At 37.4% G+C, this 19,637-nt stretch carries 18 protein-coding genes and 1 other annotated feature; of the genes, 9 read left to right on the top strand and 9 right to left on the bottom strand.

The window, feature by feature from the left end; all coding sequences use genetic code 11:
• Positions 1-152 precede the first annotated feature (152 nt).
• The 6 genes from EUI_RS0103715 to EUI_RS0103690 form a co-directional block, all read right to left on the bottom strand.
• Positions 153-848, bottom strand: a complete 696-nt coding sequence (locus EUI_RS0103715; protein WP_010016167.1) for a methionine ABC transporter permease — start codon at positions 846-848, stop codon at positions 153-155.
• Between the two features lie 2 nt (positions 849-850).
• Positions 851-1,930 carry a methionine ABC transporter ATP-binding protein gene (locus EUI_RS0103710; RefSeq protein ID WP_010016166.1) on the bottom strand — a complete coding sequence of 360 codons (1,080 nt, stop codon included), beginning with the start codon at positions 1,928-1,930 and terminating at the stop codon, positions 851-853.
• Positions 1,931-1,971: 41 nt separating this feature from the next.
• Entirely contained in the window at positions 1,972-3,303 is a 1,332-nt protein-coding gene (locus tag EUI_RS0103705) for a M20/M25/M40 family metallo-hydrolase (RefSeq protein ID WP_010016165.1), read from the bottom strand.
• Positions 3,304-3,374: 71 nt separating this feature from the next.
• Entirely contained in the window at positions 3,375-4,217 is an 843-nt protein-coding gene (locus EUI_RS0103700) for a MetQ/NlpA family ABC transporter substrate-binding protein (protein WP_010016164.1), read from the bottom strand.
• A 43-nt stretch (positions 4,218-4,260) separates the two neighbouring features.
• Positions 4,261-5,112: a MetQ/NlpA family ABC transporter substrate-binding protein gene (locus EUI_RS0103695; protein ID WP_010016162.1), complete on the bottom strand. Its 852-nt coding sequence runs from the start codon at positions 5,110-5,112 to the stop codon at positions 4,261-4,263.
• A 107-nt stretch (positions 5,113-5,219) separates the two neighbouring features.
• Positions 5,220-5,486 (bottom strand) — a binding site (T-box leader).
• Between the two features lie 49 nt (positions 5,487-5,535).
• Positions 5,536-6,204, bottom strand: coding sequence for a YoaK family protein (locus EUI_RS0103690; RefSeq protein WP_029508513.1), 669 nt, complete (start codon positions 6,202-6,204; stop codon positions 5,536-5,538).
• A gap of 207 nt (positions 6,205-6,411) precedes the next feature.
• On the opposite strand from EUI_RS0103690, the gene EUI_RS0103685 reads away from it, so the two are divergent.
• The 3 genes from EUI_RS0103685 (at position 6,412) to EUI_RS0103675 (ending at position 11,672) form a co-directional block, all read left to right on the top strand.
• Entirely contained in the window at positions 6,412-8,256 is a 1,845-nt protein-coding gene (locus tag EUI_RS0103685) for a DUF2207 domain-containing protein (RefSeq protein WP_010016159.1), read from the top strand.
• A 294-nt stretch (positions 8,257-8,550) separates the two neighbouring features.
• Positions 8,551-11,214, top strand: a complete 2,664-nt coding sequence (locus EUI_RS0103680) for a cation-translocating P-type ATPase (protein ID WP_010016158.1) — start codon at positions 8,551-8,553, stop codon at positions 11,212-11,214.
• Positions 11,215-11,222: 8 nt separating this feature from the next.
• Entirely contained in the window at positions 11,223-11,672 is a 450-nt protein-coding gene (locus EUI_RS0103675) for a hypothetical protein (protein WP_010016154.1), read from the top strand.
• Positions 11,673-11,763: 91 nt separating this feature from the next.
• Here EUI_RS0103675 and EUI_RS0103670 read toward each other — a convergent pair whose 3' ends face one another.
• Positions 11,764-12,171, bottom strand: a complete 408-nt coding sequence (locus tag EUI_RS0103670; RefSeq protein WP_010016153.1) for a Fur family transcriptional regulator — start codon at positions 12,169-12,171, stop codon at positions 11,764-11,766.
• Between the two features lie 120 nt (positions 12,172-12,291).
• Here EUI_RS0103670 and EUI_RS0103665 point away from each other — a divergent pair, with 120 nt between their 5' ends.
• The 4 genes from EUI_RS0103665 to EUI_RS0103650 are packed head-to-tail and all read left to right on the top strand — an operon-like array spanning position 12,292 to position 15,243.
• Positions 12,292-12,966: a VIT1/CCC1 transporter family protein gene (locus tag EUI_RS0103665; protein WP_010016152.1), complete on the top strand. Its 675-nt coding sequence runs from the start codon at positions 12,292-12,294 to the stop codon at positions 12,964-12,966.
• A gap of 50 nt (positions 12,967-13,016) precedes the next feature.
• Positions 13,017-13,721: a VIT1/CCC1 transporter family protein gene (locus EUI_RS0103660; RefSeq protein ID WP_010016151.1), complete on the top strand. Its 705-nt coding sequence runs from the start codon at positions 13,017-13,019 to the stop codon at positions 13,719-13,721.
• Between the two features lie 47 nt (positions 13,722-13,768).
• Positions 13,769-14,623, top strand: a complete 855-nt coding sequence (locus EUI_RS0103655) for a YihY/virulence factor BrkB family protein (RefSeq protein ID WP_010016150.1) — start codon at positions 13,769-13,771, stop codon at positions 14,621-14,623.
• Positions 14,624-14,643: 20 nt separating this feature from the next.
• The gene (locus tag EUI_RS0103650) at positions 14,644-15,243 is read left to right on the top strand and encodes a DUF1054 family protein (RefSeq protein WP_010016148.1); all 600 of its coding nucleotides are present in this window, start codon (positions 14,644-14,646) and stop codon (positions 15,241-15,243) included.
• 30 nt (positions 15,244-15,273) lie between these two features.
• Here the strand turns inward: EUI_RS0103650 and EUI_RS0103645 are convergent, their stop codons facing one another.
• On the bottom strand, positions 15,274-16,098 hold the full coding sequence (locus tag EUI_RS0103645; protein WP_010016146.1) for a membrane protein: 825 nt from the start codon (positions 16,096-16,098) through the stop codon (positions 15,274-15,276).
• Positions 16,099-16,476: 378 nt separating this feature from the next.
• Between EUI_RS0103645 and metK the strand changes: the two genes are divergently transcribed.
• Both metK and EUI_RS0103635 read left to right on the top strand, forming a co-directional pair.
• A complete protein-coding gene (gene metK, locus EUI_RS0103640) occupies positions 16,477-17,634 on the top strand; it encodes a methionine adenosyltransferase (RefSeq protein WP_010016145.1) in 1,158 nt (385 codons plus the stop codon).
• Between the two features lie 32 nt (positions 17,635-17,666).
• Positions 17,667-18,605, top strand: a complete 939-nt coding sequence (locus EUI_RS0103635) for an ADP-ribosylglycohydrolase family protein (protein WP_010016144.1) — start codon at positions 17,667-17,669, stop codon at positions 18,603-18,605.
• 52 nt (positions 18,606-18,657) lie between these two features.
• On the opposite strand, the gene EUI_RS0103630 is transcribed toward EUI_RS0103635, so the two are convergent.
• Positions 18,658-19,587 carry a diacylglycerol/lipid kinase family protein gene (locus tag EUI_RS0103630; RefSeq protein WP_010016143.1) on the bottom strand — a complete coding sequence of 310 codons (930 nt, stop codon included), beginning with the start codon at positions 19,585-19,587 and terminating at the stop codon, positions 18,658-18,660.
• Positions 19,588-19,637: the final 50 nt, after the last annotated feature.

Genomic DNA, 19,637 nt, shown 5'->3' with positions numbered 1-19,637 from the left:
TTTAGGTATGAGCCTGAACTCTTTTAGTGATCTTTACCTCAAAATATAAATTGCATTTGAAGAGGCAGTTGCCAAACAAAAATAAACACCTTGAAAGTTACTATAACTTTCAAGGTGTTTATTTTTTGTAAAAAAGAGAGATATTTGAGAATTTATTTATGACTAAATTTTTTGGCTAAATAATCACCAATCAGTTGAACAACAAGGACAAAAATCAAAACGAGTAATGTTGCCACAAGTGTTGTATCTGTCGCAAAGCGATTGTAACCGTAGGCAATTGCCATATTACCAAGTCCACCAGCACCTATGGCACCAGCCATGGCCGTTAACCCGATTAAACTAATCAAAGTAACTGTCGACACACGAGCAATTTCAGAGCGACCTTCACGTAAATAAACGCCAAAGACAATGTCCCAAAACGAGGCACCTACTGACTGAGCAGCCTCAACAATACCACTATCAACTTCTGCTAAAGCGACTTGTATTTGTCGCGCGTAAAATGGAAAAACGCCAAGGGCTAAAGGCACTAAAGCTGCGGTTGTTCCGATTTGAGTACCAACAATTAATTTCGTAAAAGGTGCAATGAATGCTAATAAAATAATGAAGGGCACTGCACGAAAGACAGAAACAATTTTATCAAAGAACCAGAACAATAATTTATTTGGCGCAATGCCATTTGGTGCTGTAATAATTAAACCAATACCAAAGATCAAACCTAGAATACCACCAAAAATAGCTGACCAAAAAGTCATATAAAATGTCTGAACAATAGAAGTCCACCAGCCTGTATCACCGGTCCAACCTTGATAAACGACATTTGGGAACGTATCTGAAAACCATTTTATCATAGTTATTTACCGCCTTTTAGTATTTCAATTTCAACATGATGATCAGCTAAAGTTGATGTTGCTGCCTTAATTTGCTCATCTGTGCCTGATAGAATAACAAGTAGGGAGCCAACTGGCGTGTTTTGTAAAATTTCAACATTGCCATATAAAATATTAGCTGTGACTTGGAAATCACGAAATAAACCGGCAATTAAAGGCTCATCTGTTGTTGCGCCAACATAGGACAAACGGATAAATAGTTCATTATCGCTAAGATTTTGTACCAAGGGTTGCGCAGAAATTGTTGCAATAGCTTTATCAATATTTGTTGCTGTTTCAATGAATTCTTTGGTTAGCTGCTGTGTTGGCTGAGCAAATATGTCAAGTAGTGAGCCACGTTCAATAATTTCACCATTTTGCATCACAGCAACTTTATTGGCAATTTCTTTCACGGCTTGCATTTCATGGGTGATTAAAACAATTGTTAAACCAAGTTTTTCATTGAGCTTTTTTAATAAACTTAGGATTTGATTCGTAGTTTTGGGGTCTAATGCAGAAGTTGCCTCATCAGATATTAAAATTTCAGGATCATTTGCTAGTGCTCGCGCAATGGCAACACGTTGTTTTTGACCACCTGATAGTTGTGACGGATATTGTTCAGCACGGTCTGTTAAGTCAACTAATTTTAATAATTCTGTGACTTTTAACTTTTTTTGATCCTGAGTTAACTTGCTGTGTTGCAAGGCAAAAGCCACGTTTTCAGTGACAGTGCGTTCATTGAGTAAATTAAAGTGTTGAAAAATCATGCCAATTTTTCGCCTACGATTACGCAGATCATTTGCCTTGATACGCACTTTTTTGTTGTTACCGTTATCAGCTTGAAAGAATGTTTCACCATTAACAATAACAGAACCACTCGTAGGCTCTTGTAATAGGTTAATGACACGAACTAATGTTGATTTTCCGGCACCAGAATAGCCGACAATGCCATAAACATCTCCACGGTTGATTGTGATAGAAACGTCTTTGACGGCTGTAATTGTACGCTTTTTTTGATAAAATGTGACATCGATATGATTTAGTGAAATTATGGGGTTACTCATTTATTGACTCCTTTTTTAAAACCAATGGATAAGATGTTTAATTACAGCTCGTAGCGCTTTATGAGTGCTTTAATGACATCAATATGCTGGTTATAATCCGATAAGCGGATGTTTTCATTGGGTGCATGATCTTTTGTATCAGCGTAACCAACGCCAAAGCTTGCAATAGGCGCTTGTAAAATTTGGTGAATAATTGCCATAGGGCCTGTACCAGGTGATGTTGGCAGTACAACTGGTGAGACATGATAATAATTAGCTACGACATCTATCACACGTAATATCTCAGGATCAGACATGTCACTACGATAGCCGAGTTGGCCAAGTGTCTTGGTGATCACTATATCGGATAAACCAGCCGCCTGTAGGTGATCAGATATACGTTGTAAGGTCAAGTCTGGGGACATATTTGGTACCAAGCGTGACTCTAATTTGGCGGTAGCTGTGGCAGGTAAAACCGTTTTAACACCATTACCATTATAACCTGATGTGATACCTTCGATGTTAATTGTTGGTTTAAAATATAATGTTTCCTTGAGATCGTCACCATTTCGATCAGAATAGAGTGGGACTGTTAAGCCATGTTGGGCAATAAGTGATTCTCTGGTCAATGGTAATGCTTGTACAAGTGCCTTTTCGCGGTCGTTTGGTGCAACAACATCATCGTAAAAATGTGGCACAGCAATATTTCCAAGTGAATCAAACAACGTGGCAATGGCACGAGATAGGCGCATTGGCGCAGAATCTACAATTGCAGCAAGAGATGAGTGTAAGTCATTAGCTGCAGTTGTGACAGATAGATCAAAGGTAACAATGCCTTTATTGCCACCAAATATTTCAATAATATCTTCGGCATTTTTACCACCAGATTCCCAAATAACGAGATCAGCTTGTAATTGATCTTGATACTTAGCCAGATACTCTGTTAAATAGCGTGATGCAGTTTCCTCTGATCCTTCAACGATAAAAGTGATATTTATGGGCAGTTCCTGGTTATTTTCAATTAAATATTCTGCTATAGCAGCTAATCTTGCCGTGAGATTACCCTTATCATCATCAACACCACGCCCATACAATTTACCATCATGTGCAGTTAAACGCCAAGGATCAGACTGCCATAAGTTTAATGGTTCAGCTGGTTGAACATCATAATGATTGTAAATAACTAGTGTTTTGGCATCAGGATTATGACTTGAAAATTTAGCGAGAATAAAGGGTGCAAAATAAGTATCATCGTAAATCACCTGTGCACCGAGTTTTCGAAATTCATTTGCAATAATAGTCGCAATTTCTGGCAGATGAGTCTCCATTGCCGAAACACTAGGTATTGCAACGAGTTGTTCCAGGAGTGTCATGTATTGTTGACGAATGTTCATCGTATTTTCTCCTATAAGACGTTATGTACCTGCAACGTTAATTGCAGATTGCTACTTAGTTAATCAATGATTTATTTTTTATAATCCCAGACAGTAAGTTGGGCTGTACCATAAAACTTTTTAACCAGTGATTTTGTTTTATCTGTTTGTAATGATTTGACAACGTCTTTATACACTTGTTTATCTTTATCCTTTTTATTAGCCGCAATAAAGTTAAAGTATTGTTGAGAGTCTTTATTTAACTTTTCAACGTAAATGGCTGAGTTAACATCTATTTTAGCTGACTTTGCGAAGTTTGTGTTGATAACAGATGCACCAATAGTTGGGTCCGTTAGAGAAGAAGCCGTTTGTGAACCATCGACGGGGGTTACTTTCAGATTTTTTGGATTTTCAGTAATATCTTTTGGTGTTGCTTTTGTTGTATCCTTAATTTTAATTAAACCAGCTTCGGCCAGTAGGTGTAGACCACGATTTTCGTTGGTTGGATCATTAGCGATTGTAATCTTATCACCTGACTTGATATTTGAAACGTTTTTATATTTATCTGAATAAATTCGAAGCGGTGTCGTCCAAGTATCACCAATTGCGACAATATTTGTCTTATATTGTTCATTCCAATTAGCTAAATAGGGGTAGTTTTGGAAAGCATTTAAATCAATATCACCAGCAGAAAGTGCTTTGTTTGGTTGGAGATAATCGGTAAATTTTTTGGTCTTTAAGGTAATGCCATACTTATCTTTAGCAGTTTTACTGACAGACTTCCAAATTTCATCTTCATTTTTATCACCAGCCATAACACCAATTGTGACAGTTTTTTCAGAAGATTTGTTGCTTTGATGGCCAAAAGTTAAGTAGGCGCCAGCAGCTATAACAATAACGATACCGCCGATAATCCAATTTGTTTTCTTACTCATAAGTAGTCTCCATTTTAAATTTCTAAGCTAAATGAGGGTACGATTATTTACTAAAATCAGTGTCCCAAGCAGCAAGTTCAACACCATCATAGGCTTTGTTTATAGCATTTTTAGTTGCTTGTGTATGATATGATTTAACAACATCTTTCAGGACTTGTTTGTTTTTGTTAGAACTTTTAGCCGCTATAATATTAACCCATTGGTGAGAGTTTTTATTGATTGGTTCAACAAATATTGCTTTTTTATAGTCTAATCCGGCAGTGTCCGCATACGTGCCGTTGACGACTGCACCCTGTACGTCTGTTAACGACCGTGCAGTTTGATCGGCTGCTAACTCTTTAATTTTTAATGATTTTGGGTTTTTGGTAATATCTTTCACCGTTGCTGTGGTTAAACCAGATTTCAGATCAATCAATCCAGCAGCCTTCAAGACATATAATGACCGACTTTCATTTGATGTATCATTTGGTACAACAATAGTATCTCCTGTTTTATATTCTGACACTTTTTTGTAGGTATTTGAATATAAACGAATAGGTGAGATAACGGTATCGCCTATTGCAACAATCTTATCGCCAGTCGCCTTGTTTGATGCTGCTAGGAAGGCATAGTGTTGGAAGGCATTAATGTCAATATCGCCAGCAGCTAAGGCTTTATTTGGTTGATTGTAGTCTGAGAACTGCTTGAATTTTAGGGTAATGCCGTATTTATTTTTGGCTGTTTTAGACACTGAATTCCAAATGTCAGTATCCTGCTTTGATCCTGACATAATACCAACTGTTACAATTTTGTTATTTGATTTTTCAGTAGATTTGTGTCCAAAGGTTGCATAGGCGATGCCACCAATGGTAATGACAGCTACGCCACCAATAACCCAATTTGTTAATTTACTCATAATTTCTTCTCCCAAGTAGTTTGTGTAATGGTTCGACATGGATTTTAAAAATAAACAAGCAAAACATAGTGATTATCACACAAAAAAACCGCTACTGTAAACTTAAATACAGAAGCGGCTAAAAAGCGCGTTACCATTCTGAGTTGTAAGCTAATATTACTATTAGCTTGCTCACTAACCATCGGGCATCGGGAGATGATCCTAGCCGAATGGTGTGCCCAATAACGCGGGCCAAAGCGTTGTCAACTAAATGGTAAACCAATTCGTTAACACCAATCACAGGTCATTTTCACAATTGTACGCACGCTAATTTGCATCAACCATTAGCTTTCTATGCTTTGCTTAATTGTTACTTTTCTGTTCAACTTGTTTATTTCTAAAATCGTTAAACTCTATAATACTCAAAAGCTTAAGATTTGTCAACTATTTTTTTGAATAATCAAAAAGTAAACCGAAAATAGTAATCAAAATAACACTAGAACCAAGTAATGTGAAGTGTTTAAGATAGGTTGACAATAATGCGGATACAAAGGCACCAAATAAAAATGCTAAAATAATTAATGAAAATAGGCTAGCATTTTGCAAAGCTGTTCTATTTTTTGTATAAAAATAAGTGATTAAATTAGCACCGACATTACGTAAATTGCCTGTTGACATGACACTGGTAAAAGGTAATCCTTGCACTTTTGGAAAGGCATCTAGTTGAATAGCTAAGAAAAAAGACAATAATGTGATGAAAACGGTACTAGATATTTGTGTGCGAATAAAGACAACTAAACTGATGCCGATTATTTCGATAATCAAACTATGCTGTTGTGTGGATAATTTTCTGGCTTTGAACTGATGCTTGATAACATTGTTAAAGGCTGCACCTAACAAGAAGAACAGAATTGGCAATAGAAAACTTGAGGCATAATTAAATTGACCTCTGGCAAGTGAGATACCTGCTTGAATGATATTACCTGTCTGCAAACTAGCAAAACGTTCACCGTGATACTGAAAAGTATAGGCATCAACGAAACCGGAATTGGTAGCCAGCAGAAGGGCAATTGGCAGGCGTTCTTGAATAGGATGTGTGCTGATTTCAGACATGATAAAAAGTGTAAGCAAGATCATCATCAGTGATGATCTTGTTGTTCCTTCCAAATAAAATTTACTTTCTTATTTTACGCTATTTTGACAAATGAAGTTGGTTTTTTTGAGTAGACGACATTTTTTGAAATAAAATAACTGTGAGGCAGGTAAATTCATTGGTTTGAGCGACAGTTTTTGTTATAATATGAGCAATAAGGGGAAAATATGAGGACATTCATTAAATTTATAATTGCCGCAATACTCACATCATTGATCGGTTTGAAAGTTGTACAGGCAGATTATCGCGTGACAAATTACCAACAAGAAGTCCATATTGCAGAAAATGGTACGGCGAATATTGATAAGACTGTAACTTACAAGTTTGATGATGATATGAACGGGGTATACCTAAAAGAAAGTCTAACTAAACCAGTTAATGGCAATAAACCATACCAGTGGGGCGGATTGCAAACGATTACAATTGCTCGTAATGGTGAAAAGGCCCGACCAATTACCCCACGAGTTGGTGACGAAAATATTGGTTATGTGACGTCAAAGACGCGTTCAAGTGTGCAGGAAAAAGTCTATTATCCAATTAAAGCAAACGACGACATTACGGTCAGATATACCTATCGTTTAAAAGATCTCATTATAAATTGGGACGATGTCTCTGAAATTAATTGGCGGATTATTTCAAATTGGGATCAAGCATTAGAAAATGTTAAAATTACTGTACTCTTACCTAAACAACCAGCAAAGACACTCAAAGGTTGGGTGCACAGCAGCTCAATTGGTCATCTGACTATCAATAAAAAGCGTGCAGAATTGCGTGTGACAACAGCACGCGTTAAAGCAAATCATACGTTAGAATTACATACCTATTTTGATAAGTCACAAACGCCATTGAACACAAATATTCAGCCAGGTCATCGCGCAAAAATCATATCGCAATCAGAAGCAGAACGGACAATCAAGCATAATAAAACATTGCGAATGATTGCTATTTGTGGTTTTATAGTGCTACCGATTGTTTTCTTAGCGCTGTTTGCATTAATTTTGTGGTACAAATTTCGTATTCGAAATCAGTTACGTCGTACACAGCAAAAGAGCGGCATAAATATGGGAACTGTTCACATTTATGACATACCAAATGACTTGGGACCAGCATTAATTAATGCCCGTATTAAGCAACAAGCTGATATATCTAAAGTTATAGTAGCCACTCTGATGGACTTGATCGCTCGAAAAAAAGTTACGATTACTTATCAGAATGTTAGTGATGTAGATCATACAGTTTATCGTGTAGTCGACGAAAGTGGTTTGCGTCAATTTGAAAGCTTGCTAATTGACATGATTTTTGGCAAAAAAAGAGTAGATGTATATCAACATGAGTTTCAAAAACCAGAATCACTTGTGTCAAAACGCATTCATAAAGGTATCGATAAGTTTCAACGTGAAATTACCGCAGCTGAAGATAAAGACAGCATCATTGATTCAGTGACGACAAATAAAGTGACCAATACTAAAATTTTGATGATGGCATTACTAGTCATTGTTGGCGGTAGTGCTATCATTGGGCTGTTATTCATGGCAAACTATAGTAACATTTGGCAATTATGGTTAGTTGCGGGTGGTATGTTTATCATGAGCCTTGTAGGTTTACTGATTTTAAAACAACAGTCAACGATATTCTTCACTGTTCCTGATGGTGTCATCGAAAAATGGCAGTGGACCGGTTTTGCAGCAATGCTACATAATATTGCAAATCTTGATAATAAAACGGTACTTGATGTACAGTTATGGGACAAATTACTTGCTTATGCCGTTATTTTTGGTGAAGCAAATCAGGTAGCAAAGACACTTAAACGTTGGGCTGAAGATGCTAATATATCAGTGACTAATTTACCAGTATATATGATATATAGTAGTTTTGGTGCCAACTGGTCAGTAAATTTGGTTAATAATATTCAAACCAATGCTGGTTTTGAGAGCAATGTTTCCGGCAATGGTGGTAGTTTTTCTGGTGGTTATTCCGGCGGCGGTGGTGGCGGTGGCGGTGGCGCTTTTTAAATTTACCAGTCTGTATGATCAAGATAGTGAGTAGTCAAAACTTGCGTCTAGCCGTGTGTTTTGGTACAATAAATTTATAATATTTCCTGAGGGAGTAACTGGCGGATTTTCCGCGATAATACCGTCAAAGCGAGCAATATTTTATTGCTTATATCGAACGACTAGTTCCGGTACTATCTTAAATGGTGAGACTCATGTAAATGGCTGGCACAAATTTGTTCAGTTACATTTGCATGGGTCTTTTTATTTGAAGTAACCCACAGAGTTTAGGCGCAGTAAGCGTAGGAGGAAGTTATGGCAGAACAGCCATTATATAATCAAGATGTCACGAAAGTGCTTTCTGATTTACAAACAGATGAAAAAAAGGGTTTGACACAGACCGAGGCGAATCAGCGCTTTCTTGCTGATGGTCCGAATCAACTCAAGGAAGCAGTTTCAACAACACTTTTTCAAAAATTCATTAATCAATTTAAAGATTTTATGATTGCAATTCTATTAGTAGCAGCAGTTGTAGCAGCTTTTACTGGTGAATTAGTAGATGCCATCTTTATTTTGGCAATTGTGATTATCAATGCTGTTTTTGGTGTATTTCAAGAGGCTAAAGCAGAAGATGCGATTAATGCCTTAAAAGAGATGTCCACACCCAATGCTAATGTGATTCGTGATGGCAAAGATATGTCTGTCAAATCAACAGAGTTGGTTACAGGAGATGTGGTCCGCTTAGAAGCAGGTGACATTGTACCTGCCGATATTCGTATTATCGAATCGGCCTCATTACAAATAGAAGAAGCCTCACTAACAGGGGAATCTGTCCCAGTTGATAAAGTGGCCACGACCTTAGCAGCTACCGATTTACCATTGGGCGATCGTGCAAACCTGGGCTTTATGAATACAAATGTCACTTATGGCCGTGGTATTGGTGTTGTTGTCGGTGTAGGTATGGCAACTGAAATGGGCCATATTGCAGGCATGTTGGAATCTTCAGATGAAACTAAGACACCATTACAAGAAAACCTTATCAAATTGGGCCGTATATTGACTTACTTGATTTTGTTTATTGCTGCTATTACTTTTGTTGTTGGCTTAGCACGCGGTCGAGAGACAATTATTGATATGCTTTTGACGTCGATTTCACTAGCTGTGGCAGCTATTCCTGAAGGATTGCCCGCCATTGTGACAATTACCTTAGCACTTGGGACAACACGTATGGCAGCGCGTAATGCTTTGATACGTAAGTTACCAGCCGTTGAAACATTGGGTTCAACTGATATTATTGGTTCTGATAAAACAGGGACATTAACCCAGAACAAAATGACAGTTGAAAAGATTGTTGTTAATGCAGAAATATACGATGCAGCCACAACTGAGCCACTATCGGGCACAGTTGGTCGTTTGGCAGATATTTTAGCTTTAAATAATGATACGAAACGAACTGAAAATGGCTATATTGGTGATCCAACAGAAACAGCTTTAATTGCCTTCAATGAAAATCATCATCGCGATATTGACACATTGTTTAGTGAGATGCCACGTTTGGCGGAAATACCGTTTGATTCAGAGCGTAAATTAATGTCCACAGTTCACCCGGCACCAAATGGGTATATTATAACCGTTAAAGGGGCACCAGATGAGCTATTGAAGCGGGCCACAAAAATCGAAATGGCTGGCAACATTGTGGCCCTTTCAGATGACATTCGTGCCAAGTTATTATCAATTAATTCAGAATTAGCAACACAAGCTTTACGTGTATTAGGATTTGCTTACAAATTGACTGATACAGTACCAGAAGAGATGACGTCAGAAGCAGTCGAAAATGAGTTAGTCTTTACTGGATTTACTGGTTTGATTGATCCAGAACGTCCAGAAGTCGCACAGGCTGTGGCTGAGGCTAAGAAAGCAGGTATTCGCTCAATGATGATCACGGGGGATCATCGTGACACGGCTGCCGCTATTGCGATTCGCCTAGGTATATTGGATGAAAAAGACAAAGAAACAGCTGTCATTTCAGGATCCGACTTGGACAATATGACTGAAAACGAGTTCGCAGCAAATGTTCATAAATACAGTGTCTATGCACGTGTTGCACCAGAACATAAGGTTAAAATTGTGAGTGCTTGGCAAAAGAAGGGCAAAGTTGTAGCGATGACTGGTGATGGTGTTAATGATGCACCAGCATTGAAAACAGCAGACATTGGTATCGCCATGGGTATCACAGGAACAGAAGTATCAAAGGGCGCTTCAGACATGGTCTTGGCTGACGATAACTTTGCAACAATTGTCCATGCTGTTGAAGAAGGGCGAAAAGTTTTTGCTAACATACAAAAGGCACTCCAGTACTTGTTAGCATCTAATTTAGCTGAAGTGATTTCAATTTTTGTGATGACATTGTTGGGTTGGCATATCTTAGCACCAATCATGATTTTATGGATTAATTTAGTCACGGATACGTTGCCTGCTATTGCTTTAGGTGTTGAACCAGCACAAAAAGATGTGATGACACAAAAACCACGAGGACGCAGTGCAAGTTTCTTGTCGGGCGGTGTTGGCGCAGCAATCGTTTGGCAAGGCATCTTGCAAGCTGTGATTGTATTATCAGTTTATGGCTTCGCTTTAGCTTATCCAGTTCACCTAGCTGATGCAGAAGCACACCGTGATGCATTGACAATGTCATTTATGACATTAGGTCTGATGCAGATGTTTAACGCCATTAACGTGAAGTCAGTTTATGGCTCAATGCTTGGAAAACAGGCATTCCAAAACAAATTATTTAACTGGGCATTGCTTAGTTCACTAGTTGTTATGGCAGCAGTAGTTGTTATTCCAGCGCTAAACCCAGTGTTCCATGTTTCTCATTTAGATAGTTATCAATGGGCAATCGTGTTATTTGCGGGAATAAGTATTATAATTATAGTTGAGATAGTAAAACTCGTACAACGAAAAATTTTTAAAAAGGGATAATTAAGACATTGGCAAAATTCAATCCAAAACAAGCACAAATTTATATTCAGACGTTACAAAACGTTCTAACAAATACTGAAGAGACGGCAACGCGCGTTTCGCCATTTTTTACAAAGTTAGACGATGCGAAACAAGCTGATAAAATTGCAGAGATACCAACGGCAGAGTTCGCTGAAATTAAGGCGGAGTTTGAAGATACGGTAGAAAACTATAAAGATAATGCGTCACAACTTACCTCTGCATCAGCGCCTATTCGTTTACTTGGCGTGCACAAATCGTTAACATCAGCTTACGTGAAATACACTGAGGCCACCCAGCTAATGGCTGATGCGGTGATTGTTGCCGATCAAAAAATTGATGTACAAAAATATGAGAAATCAGAACAAGATCAATCAGTATATCTTGAAAAAATTCATACAGCAGTTGCCAAAATTATGAATTCAGGTATGCAATCTTGAGCGTATTTTGCGCATGAGTTGGGTTATTTAATAATAATCATAAAAGCGTCAACAGATTTAAAGTCTGTTGACGCTTTTTATGTAGTCGTCATTATTTTGCTTGATCAGCCTCAACACCATAGATTTCAATATGAAATCCGGTAATATTTAAACCGCTGACTTGACGTGCAGCTTCAAAAAGTGGTGCGACATCGAAATTATCTGCGTCGATAATTTCGTTTGTGTTGCTATTAATAATATGATAATGTGGTTCACCATAGTAATCATAATGACGTTTATCATCTTTTAGGGTATCAATGACAATAATAATACCAACATCGACTAGTTTATCAAGTGTGTTATATATGGTTGCGAGACTAATGTTACTGAGGTCGGCATGAATCATTTCTGCTGTTGGATGTGTTTCATGTGTCATTAAGTATTCTAAAATCGACAATCGTTGAAAAGTTGCTTTTAACCCATGGGCTTGTAGTATGTCACGTAACGTTTTGTCTACCATAATATAACCTCCTATATTATAAAATATTATACCACGTACTATAGAATGTTTCTAATTAACTTGATTTTTAATCTAAAATTTGGTATAACTAAATTAGAATAATTCTAAAAGAGGGAAATGATGGATAAACAAAGTTTAATGCAACGTAACAATTTAATTAGAGCAGCAGTTATGGGTGCAAACGATGGTATTTTATCAGTATCTGGTATTGTTTTAGGTGTAGCTGGGGCTACAAGTCATACTGGTACAATTTTACTAGCAGGTTTTGCGGGGATGCTAGCAGGCACCGTATCGATGGCTATGGGTGAGTACGTGTCAGTCAGTTCACAACATGATGCGCAAGAAAAGGTGAGACGCGTTCAAACTGAGGCGTTAGCAACCAATTATGACGGCGAATTTTCTTATGTCGCAGAAAAATATGTGGCTGATGGCATCTCACCACATTTAGCGGAACAGGCTACTGAAGAGATGATGACAAAAGATGCTTTGACAACCACTGTACGTGAACGTTATGGCTTTTCACTAGATCATGAATTAAGTGCAGGTGGGGCGGCTTTAGCGTCGTTAATTAGCTTTCCAATTGGTTCGATTTTGCCAATGGTAGCTATTTCATTAATGCCAAGAGATATGCGTGAAGTAGCTACTTTTATGGCAGTGATCGTTGCATTAGCCATAACAGGATATGCAGCAGCATCTCTAAATGGTGCTAATAAAAAACGCGTGGTCTTAAGAAATATTGTCGCTGGTGTATTTACAATGATTGTCACTTATGCAATTGGGTCATTATTTAGATGAGAGGAGGGTGCTTATAGTGCGTTAAAAAATTATAAGCACAGTTATAAAACATGGATATAAAGCTTAAAAAAGAACACGTCAAAAAAGAACAGGCAACAATGGATGAACGATTAAATGCTATTCGTGCAGGTGTTTTGGGTTCAAATGATGGTATTTTAACGGTTGTTGGTGTTTTGTTTTCGGTTGCAGCGGCAACAACAAACAATTTTGCTATTTTCATTGCAGGTTTAGCTGATTTAATGGCATGTGCCTTATCAATGGCTTCTGGTGAATATGCTTCGGTGAGTTCACAGTCAGATAGCGAAAAGGTTGTTGTTGAACAAGAGCGTGAGTTATTAAAAACAGATTTCGCTGGACAACATCAATCAGTTGAAAATTTTTATGTTGATCGTGGGGTAACACGATCAACGGCTAAATCAATTGCAGATGAATTACTGAGTAAAAAGCCATTGGCAACAATGTTGAGTACTAAGTACGATATTACTTTAGGGCATTATATGAATCCTTGGTCTGCGGCTTGGGCTTCACTATTTAGTGCAGCAATTGGTGGTGTATTTCCATTAGCAGCATTAATTTTGTCACCTACACGTTACCAATTTATTGCCACGATAGCAGCTACGGTAGTGGCTGTTGGTTTAACAGGTTTGTTGAGTGCTAAAATGTCTAATGGCTTGGTTAAGCGTGCAATGATTCGTAATGTGATTATTGGTTTGTTAACCATTGCAATACATTATGGCATTGGAAAACTATTTTAAAATCATTTTTTAATACGCGCATCACAAAAATTTGGCATAATAGAGTTATGTTAAATCAATTGAAAGAATTTTGGCAAAAAATAGATAAAAAGTTAAAACTCTCTACTTTAGGGACATTGTTTTTGCGTGCGCAAGTTGGCTATGTTGGCCCAACTTTTGCTTATTTTGCGTTGCTAACCGTCTTTCCTATGTTAATAGCAATCGCGATCATTATCTCAATTACGAATGTCAGTCAAACAAATATTATCTCATTGATACAAAGTGTATTGCCACGAGATATTGAAAAAATTGTTTTACCTATTTTACAATCAGTTCTATCCTCTAGGAGCACTTCTTTACTCTCTTTTTCTGTGCTATTTACTTTGTGGACAGTATCGAGAGTAATTGCAGTTTTCAGAGTATCATTTAATCGTATTGCTGATGTTGAGGATCGTATTAGTAATTTATTATCCCGCTTTTGGTCATTTGTCTGGTTGTTGATTATTATTGCTGCTTTTGGTGTTTTAATGATTGGTAGTAATGTATTGACAATCGTCTTGCAACAAATCCCGAGTAACCAATGGACGTCTTTTTTACAGCATCAAACAAAATGGCTGATTTGGCTTGGCATGTGGTTAGCGCTGATAATGATGAACTATTTATTGCCAACAAAAGAAGGCCGTGCACCCCTTAAATTTGTTGCTATCGGTAGTTTTATAGAAGTTGGTGCACTAAATATCTTGAATATTGGTTTTAGTTGGTATACTAATTTGGCAGTTAAACAGTATGGCTTTTACCAATCAATGAGCGCTATTATTGTGTTACTCATTTGGTTAAATTTAATTGCCACTATCTTAGTGACAGGTTATGTTTTGATTCAATGGTTGACCGTATTAAAGAAAGAGAAAGTAATCAACATTTAGAAAGTTTTAGGGTATAAACAATGTTTAAAGATAGCGATTTTGAGATATTTAATGTTGCATCATTAACTGATAGAATGAAACTTATTAGGACTGTGATTGATCCAAAATTCGAGCAGTCTGCTGAAGCAATTTTACCAATATTAAATACGAATGGGCAACAGTGGTATGCACATGTTGCCAAACATTTACGTCGGACAACAAACGCGCCGGACAACACATGGGTAGCTTTTGCACCAAATAAGCGTGGTTATAAAATGATGCCACATTTTGAACTTGGTATTTGGGCCGATCATGTTTACCTTTACCTCGCAGTAGAAGAGAACATGAAGCCAAAAGAAACAGCAGCGATTGTCGCTAAAATGACGTCAGCCAGAGATATAATTGCAAAATTATCAAATGATTTTGTGCTGAGTTCAGACCATATGGTTAATACTTCAAACACATTGACTTTGTCAACGTATGATGATGCCGTTCAGCGTTTTGCTAACATAAAGCATAGTGAGGTGCTAGTTGGTATTAAGCTGTTACGTGGAGACAAACACTTTAAAGAAGACACAGATTTATTTCAAATAACAACTGTCCTGGCATTGCTATTACCACTGTACGATAAACTAAAATAAAAGTTCGCTACATTAATGTAGCGAACTTTTTTAATGATAGATTAGTAGCATGGACAAAGCCATTAAAAGCACATAGCCCATATGTTGCCAATTGCCAATTTTTGCTTTGACAAATTGTAAAATGAAAGCCATTAAGCTAAAAATAACAATAAATGTTGTGCTGATACCGACGTTATGACTAAGTATTGTGACCCAAAATAATCCCAATGTTAAAATACTTAATTTACGACCATCGGGATTTGGCATTAAAATTGGTGTGAAGTAAAAGCCAAATCCAAACAACATCGGCAAGAGTTGCCATATAAAGCGTTGCGTTAAGAAATTATTTGTGATATAAAAAATACTAATAGGAATTGCAAAAGTTGCTAAAACACTGAACAATAGTAATCCAAGCCAATTTTGTAATCCAAACCAACTTTGCTGTATGGCAACGAAGAAAACAGTGAACAAGAGGAGTAAAGTAAATATTTCATGCCGTGTTTGAATCAATGAACTAAATGTGAAGAGGGTACTAAGTGCTAAGAACAAATAACTTAAAATGCTACGGAAATTTTGGGTCATCATCAGTGTCATCGCAATTGCAATGGTAATGGTATAACCAAATAGCGGGATAAGTTGCCAAGTAATGGCGGCACCTGATAATGCTTTTGTATGTAATAAGGGTTGACGCCACCAAACGATATTTAAACTGATAACGATAACTACTAACGGGGCCCAGCGGCGCCAGTCAAAAAAACCTGCTGGTGTAAAATTTTCGTAGTTGCGTTTTTCTTGTGGGTTAGTCGTGATACGTCGGGGAATTGGCCGACCATCAGGTAGAAGATGGGATTGTTGTTGGTTAGTCTGACTGTTCATAATTAATATTGTACCTTAAATTCAAGTTATTGCGTACTGTTTTTATGAATATAAAATCTTTGATTATAACTTTTACAATGTTTGTTTTTGTATAACATGCTGTTTAACTAAAAATAATTAAGCAATAATTTGATTTGCATTTTGTCTAAACGTCTGCTATTCTAAAGATACAATTTAAAACAGCTATCAAGAGTAGGCGAGTGATACAGCACGATAACCCTACACCAACCGGTCAAATATGAAAACATATTTCAGCACGGTGGTCCATCTGTACAGATAGTCGTCACGTTAGCGCGTACCGACTAATCGTTGGTGCGCGCTTTTTCATTTGCGACCAGTAGCTTTTTATTTTGAATTTTTAAGGAGGTCATGTTTCACATGACAAAGTATTTTACATCAGAATCAGTTTCCGCAGGTCATCCTGACAAAATAGCCGACCAAATAGCCGACGCTATTTTAGATGCAGTGCTCGAACAAGATCCACATGCACGCTCGGCCGTCGAAGTAACGACGTCAACTGGTGATGTGTCGATTTTTGGTGAATTATCAACATCAGCCTATGTCAATGTAAGACAAATTGCAACGGACACAATTCGCGAGATTGGTTATAATAAAGCTGAACTTGGTTTCACAGCAGATTCTGTTAATGTTTCAAATAAAATTGTTGAACAATCAGATGATATTTCGCAAGCAGTTGACAATGCTGATGATGATCCTGAACAATTGGGTGCTGGTGATCAAGGTATGGTTTTTGGTTACGCAACGAATGAAACTGATAGTTATATCCCATTAACATTAGCTTTGTCACATCGCCTGATGCGAAAAATTCGTGATGTACGCGAAGCAGGCACCGTGTCTTATTTACGTCCGGATGCTAAAGCTGAAGTGAGTGTTGAATTAGATGATAACGATAAGGTTATACGTATTGCTGCAGTTGTTTTGTCAACGCAACATGATGAAGATGTGACGCTTGATCAATTACGATCTGATATCCGCAAATTGGTTATCGATGATGTACTACCACAGGACTTAGTTGATGAAAATACAATCTATTATATTAATCCTTCTGGTCGCTTTGTATTAGGTGGGCCACAAGCTGATTCTGGCCTAACTGGCAGAAAAATAATTGTTGATACCTATGGTGGGGCTGCGCATCATGGTGGTGGCGCATTTTCAGGTAAGGATGCAACAAAGGTTGATCGTTCAGCTGCGTATTTTGCACGATATGTCGCTAAAAATTTAGTTGCAGCTGGTGTGGCTGACAAATTAGAACTACAAGTTGCATATGCTATTGGTGTCGCGCAACCAGTATCGTTAAATATCGAAACTTTTGGTACATCAACAGTTGCTGAAACAAAAATTCGTGAAATTACAGCACAATTATTTGATTTTCGACCATTAGCAATTATCAATCATTTAAACTTACGTCGTCCAATATATAAGCAAACAGCTGCGTTTGGTCATTTTGGTCGAACAGATATTGATTTACCTTGGGAAGCATTAGATAAAGTTGATGAAATTAAGGCGCTATTGTAATTTTTAAAATAGCTTGTATGTTAAAATAAGATATGGTAAAAAAGCAAGCAACAATAGAACTTTTAATGTTTGGTATGGCGATAGGTGAAAGTATGACGCAACTATCTAACAGCCAGCAGGATCAGTTATTACAAGATCCGATTCAATTTACTGATGAGCTAAGTTGGGGATCACAAACAAGCCTTTCTTTAACAACAATTGCCAGTTTGTCACGTGGTTATCAATTAACTGATGTGATGAATCATTTTCAAAATTGGTATAAGAGGCGTCAGTTTGTACCCGAAAATACAGTACAACACGTTGATACAATCACGAAAAAAGCAATGGACAACTATACTAAAAACAGGGATACACTAGCCTCTGGCGTCCTTGAAGACATAGCCGATAGTGAAAATATATTGGTACGGATGCTACCAGTGGCACTTTATTTACATCACGAATATGGTGTCTCATTTATTAATGATGAAACAGCCATGTTGACGTTACATCGCATTGCTGGATTGACACACAATGATGAAGGATCACTGGTTAGTGTTGGCATGCTTAGTCTCATTATTAGTCAAATATTAGACGGACAAGGCCTGCGAGATGCTGTAGAAAATGGTTTGGCTTTCGGCTTTGAATATTATTCGCGGCATAAGGTGTTTGAATCAGAATTAAGTGCATTTGAAGAATTGAATTTACCTGATTTTGCTAATATTCCAGTTAATCATATTAAACTAGATGGTCGCAGTGCAAGTACTTTGGAAGCGATTATTTGGTCATTACTTAACAGTAACAGTTACGTGCAAGCCATGAAAAATGCTTTTTTACATGGTCACGCCAATAGTATTATTCCAACAGCAGTAAGTGCTATTGCGGCCGTTTTTTATGATGATGAGTTAGTTTTACAGGCTAGTCAGCATTTGATTTCACGAAAGTTAATTGTAAGTGTCACACGTCAAGCAGAAAGATTAGGGCGTTTTAATTAACAAAAAGGTTTAGCCATCAGAAACTAACTGATGGCTAAACCTTTTTTAATTTTTATAACCAAAATGGATAAGTTTGATAATCAATGTTAAAAGAAAATGTACCATTGCCTAGTTCTTCGCCATCTATTTGACCGGGTTGAATATCACGAACGTGAATTTTGGCACCCCGAGCCAATGAAATCTTATGGACAGATTTGAACTGTAAATGACCACCATTTTTTTTGAGGGAGGCAAACATGGCTAAAAATTGAATGAATGACATTTTCTCAGCAACTACCATATCAAGTTCGTTTTGATGGGCATCTGCACCCGGTAAAATGGCGATACCACCACCAAAGTAGACTTGATTTGTTAATGTTACAAGAAATGCATGAGGTATTTGGATATAATCCTCACCGTTCATCAGTGTCATTTGAAAATCATGCTGTTTGAAAAAAACGCATAAGACAGACAGCAAATAGCTGAGAGAACCACAGCCTAATTTATTTAAACGTTTTTTTAAAGCTGTTTGATTTGTTTGTGCAACGACCGCGGCATCAAATCCGATGCCAATACTGTTGACAAAGTATTTCGTTGTACGATGTGGCGCATCGCCATTAATTTTGCCGATGTTAAGCATTTGAGCCTGAGTCACGCGTTTAAGGTGACTAACTGCTTGCTTAGCGGTCCCAAGATTAATACCACGAGCAAAGTCATTACCCGAACCAGTTGGTATATAGGCAATAGGTAATTTAACATCACGCTTAAATTGTAGTAGCCCATTCAACACGTCATTTAATGTGCCATCGCCACCGATAACGAGGACAACCGCTGTTGGATCATCAATTGTTTTAGCTAATTTTTTGGCTAAATACATAGCATGTCCAGCATAATCGGTATCATGCCATGCGACAATATTTGGTGTGTTTTTGATGTTGAGGACAATACTTGAGTGAACGCCATCACCAGCGTAGGGGTTATTAATGACAAAATAATTAGGCATGATTTGTTGTTTCTTTCACAAAATAAATTAGTTTCATTGTATCAAAAAAA

Origin of the sequence: Leuconostoc gelidum subsp. gelidum KCTC 3527, assembly GCF_000166715.1 — a bacterium.
In the GTDB taxonomy this organism is placed as follows: Bacteria; Bacillota; Bacilli; order Lactobacillales; family Lactobacillaceae; genus Leuconostoc; species Leuconostoc gelidum.
The sequence above is the reverse complement of the archived record's forward strand: the minus strand, read 5'-3'. Positions and strand labels throughout refer to the sequence as shown.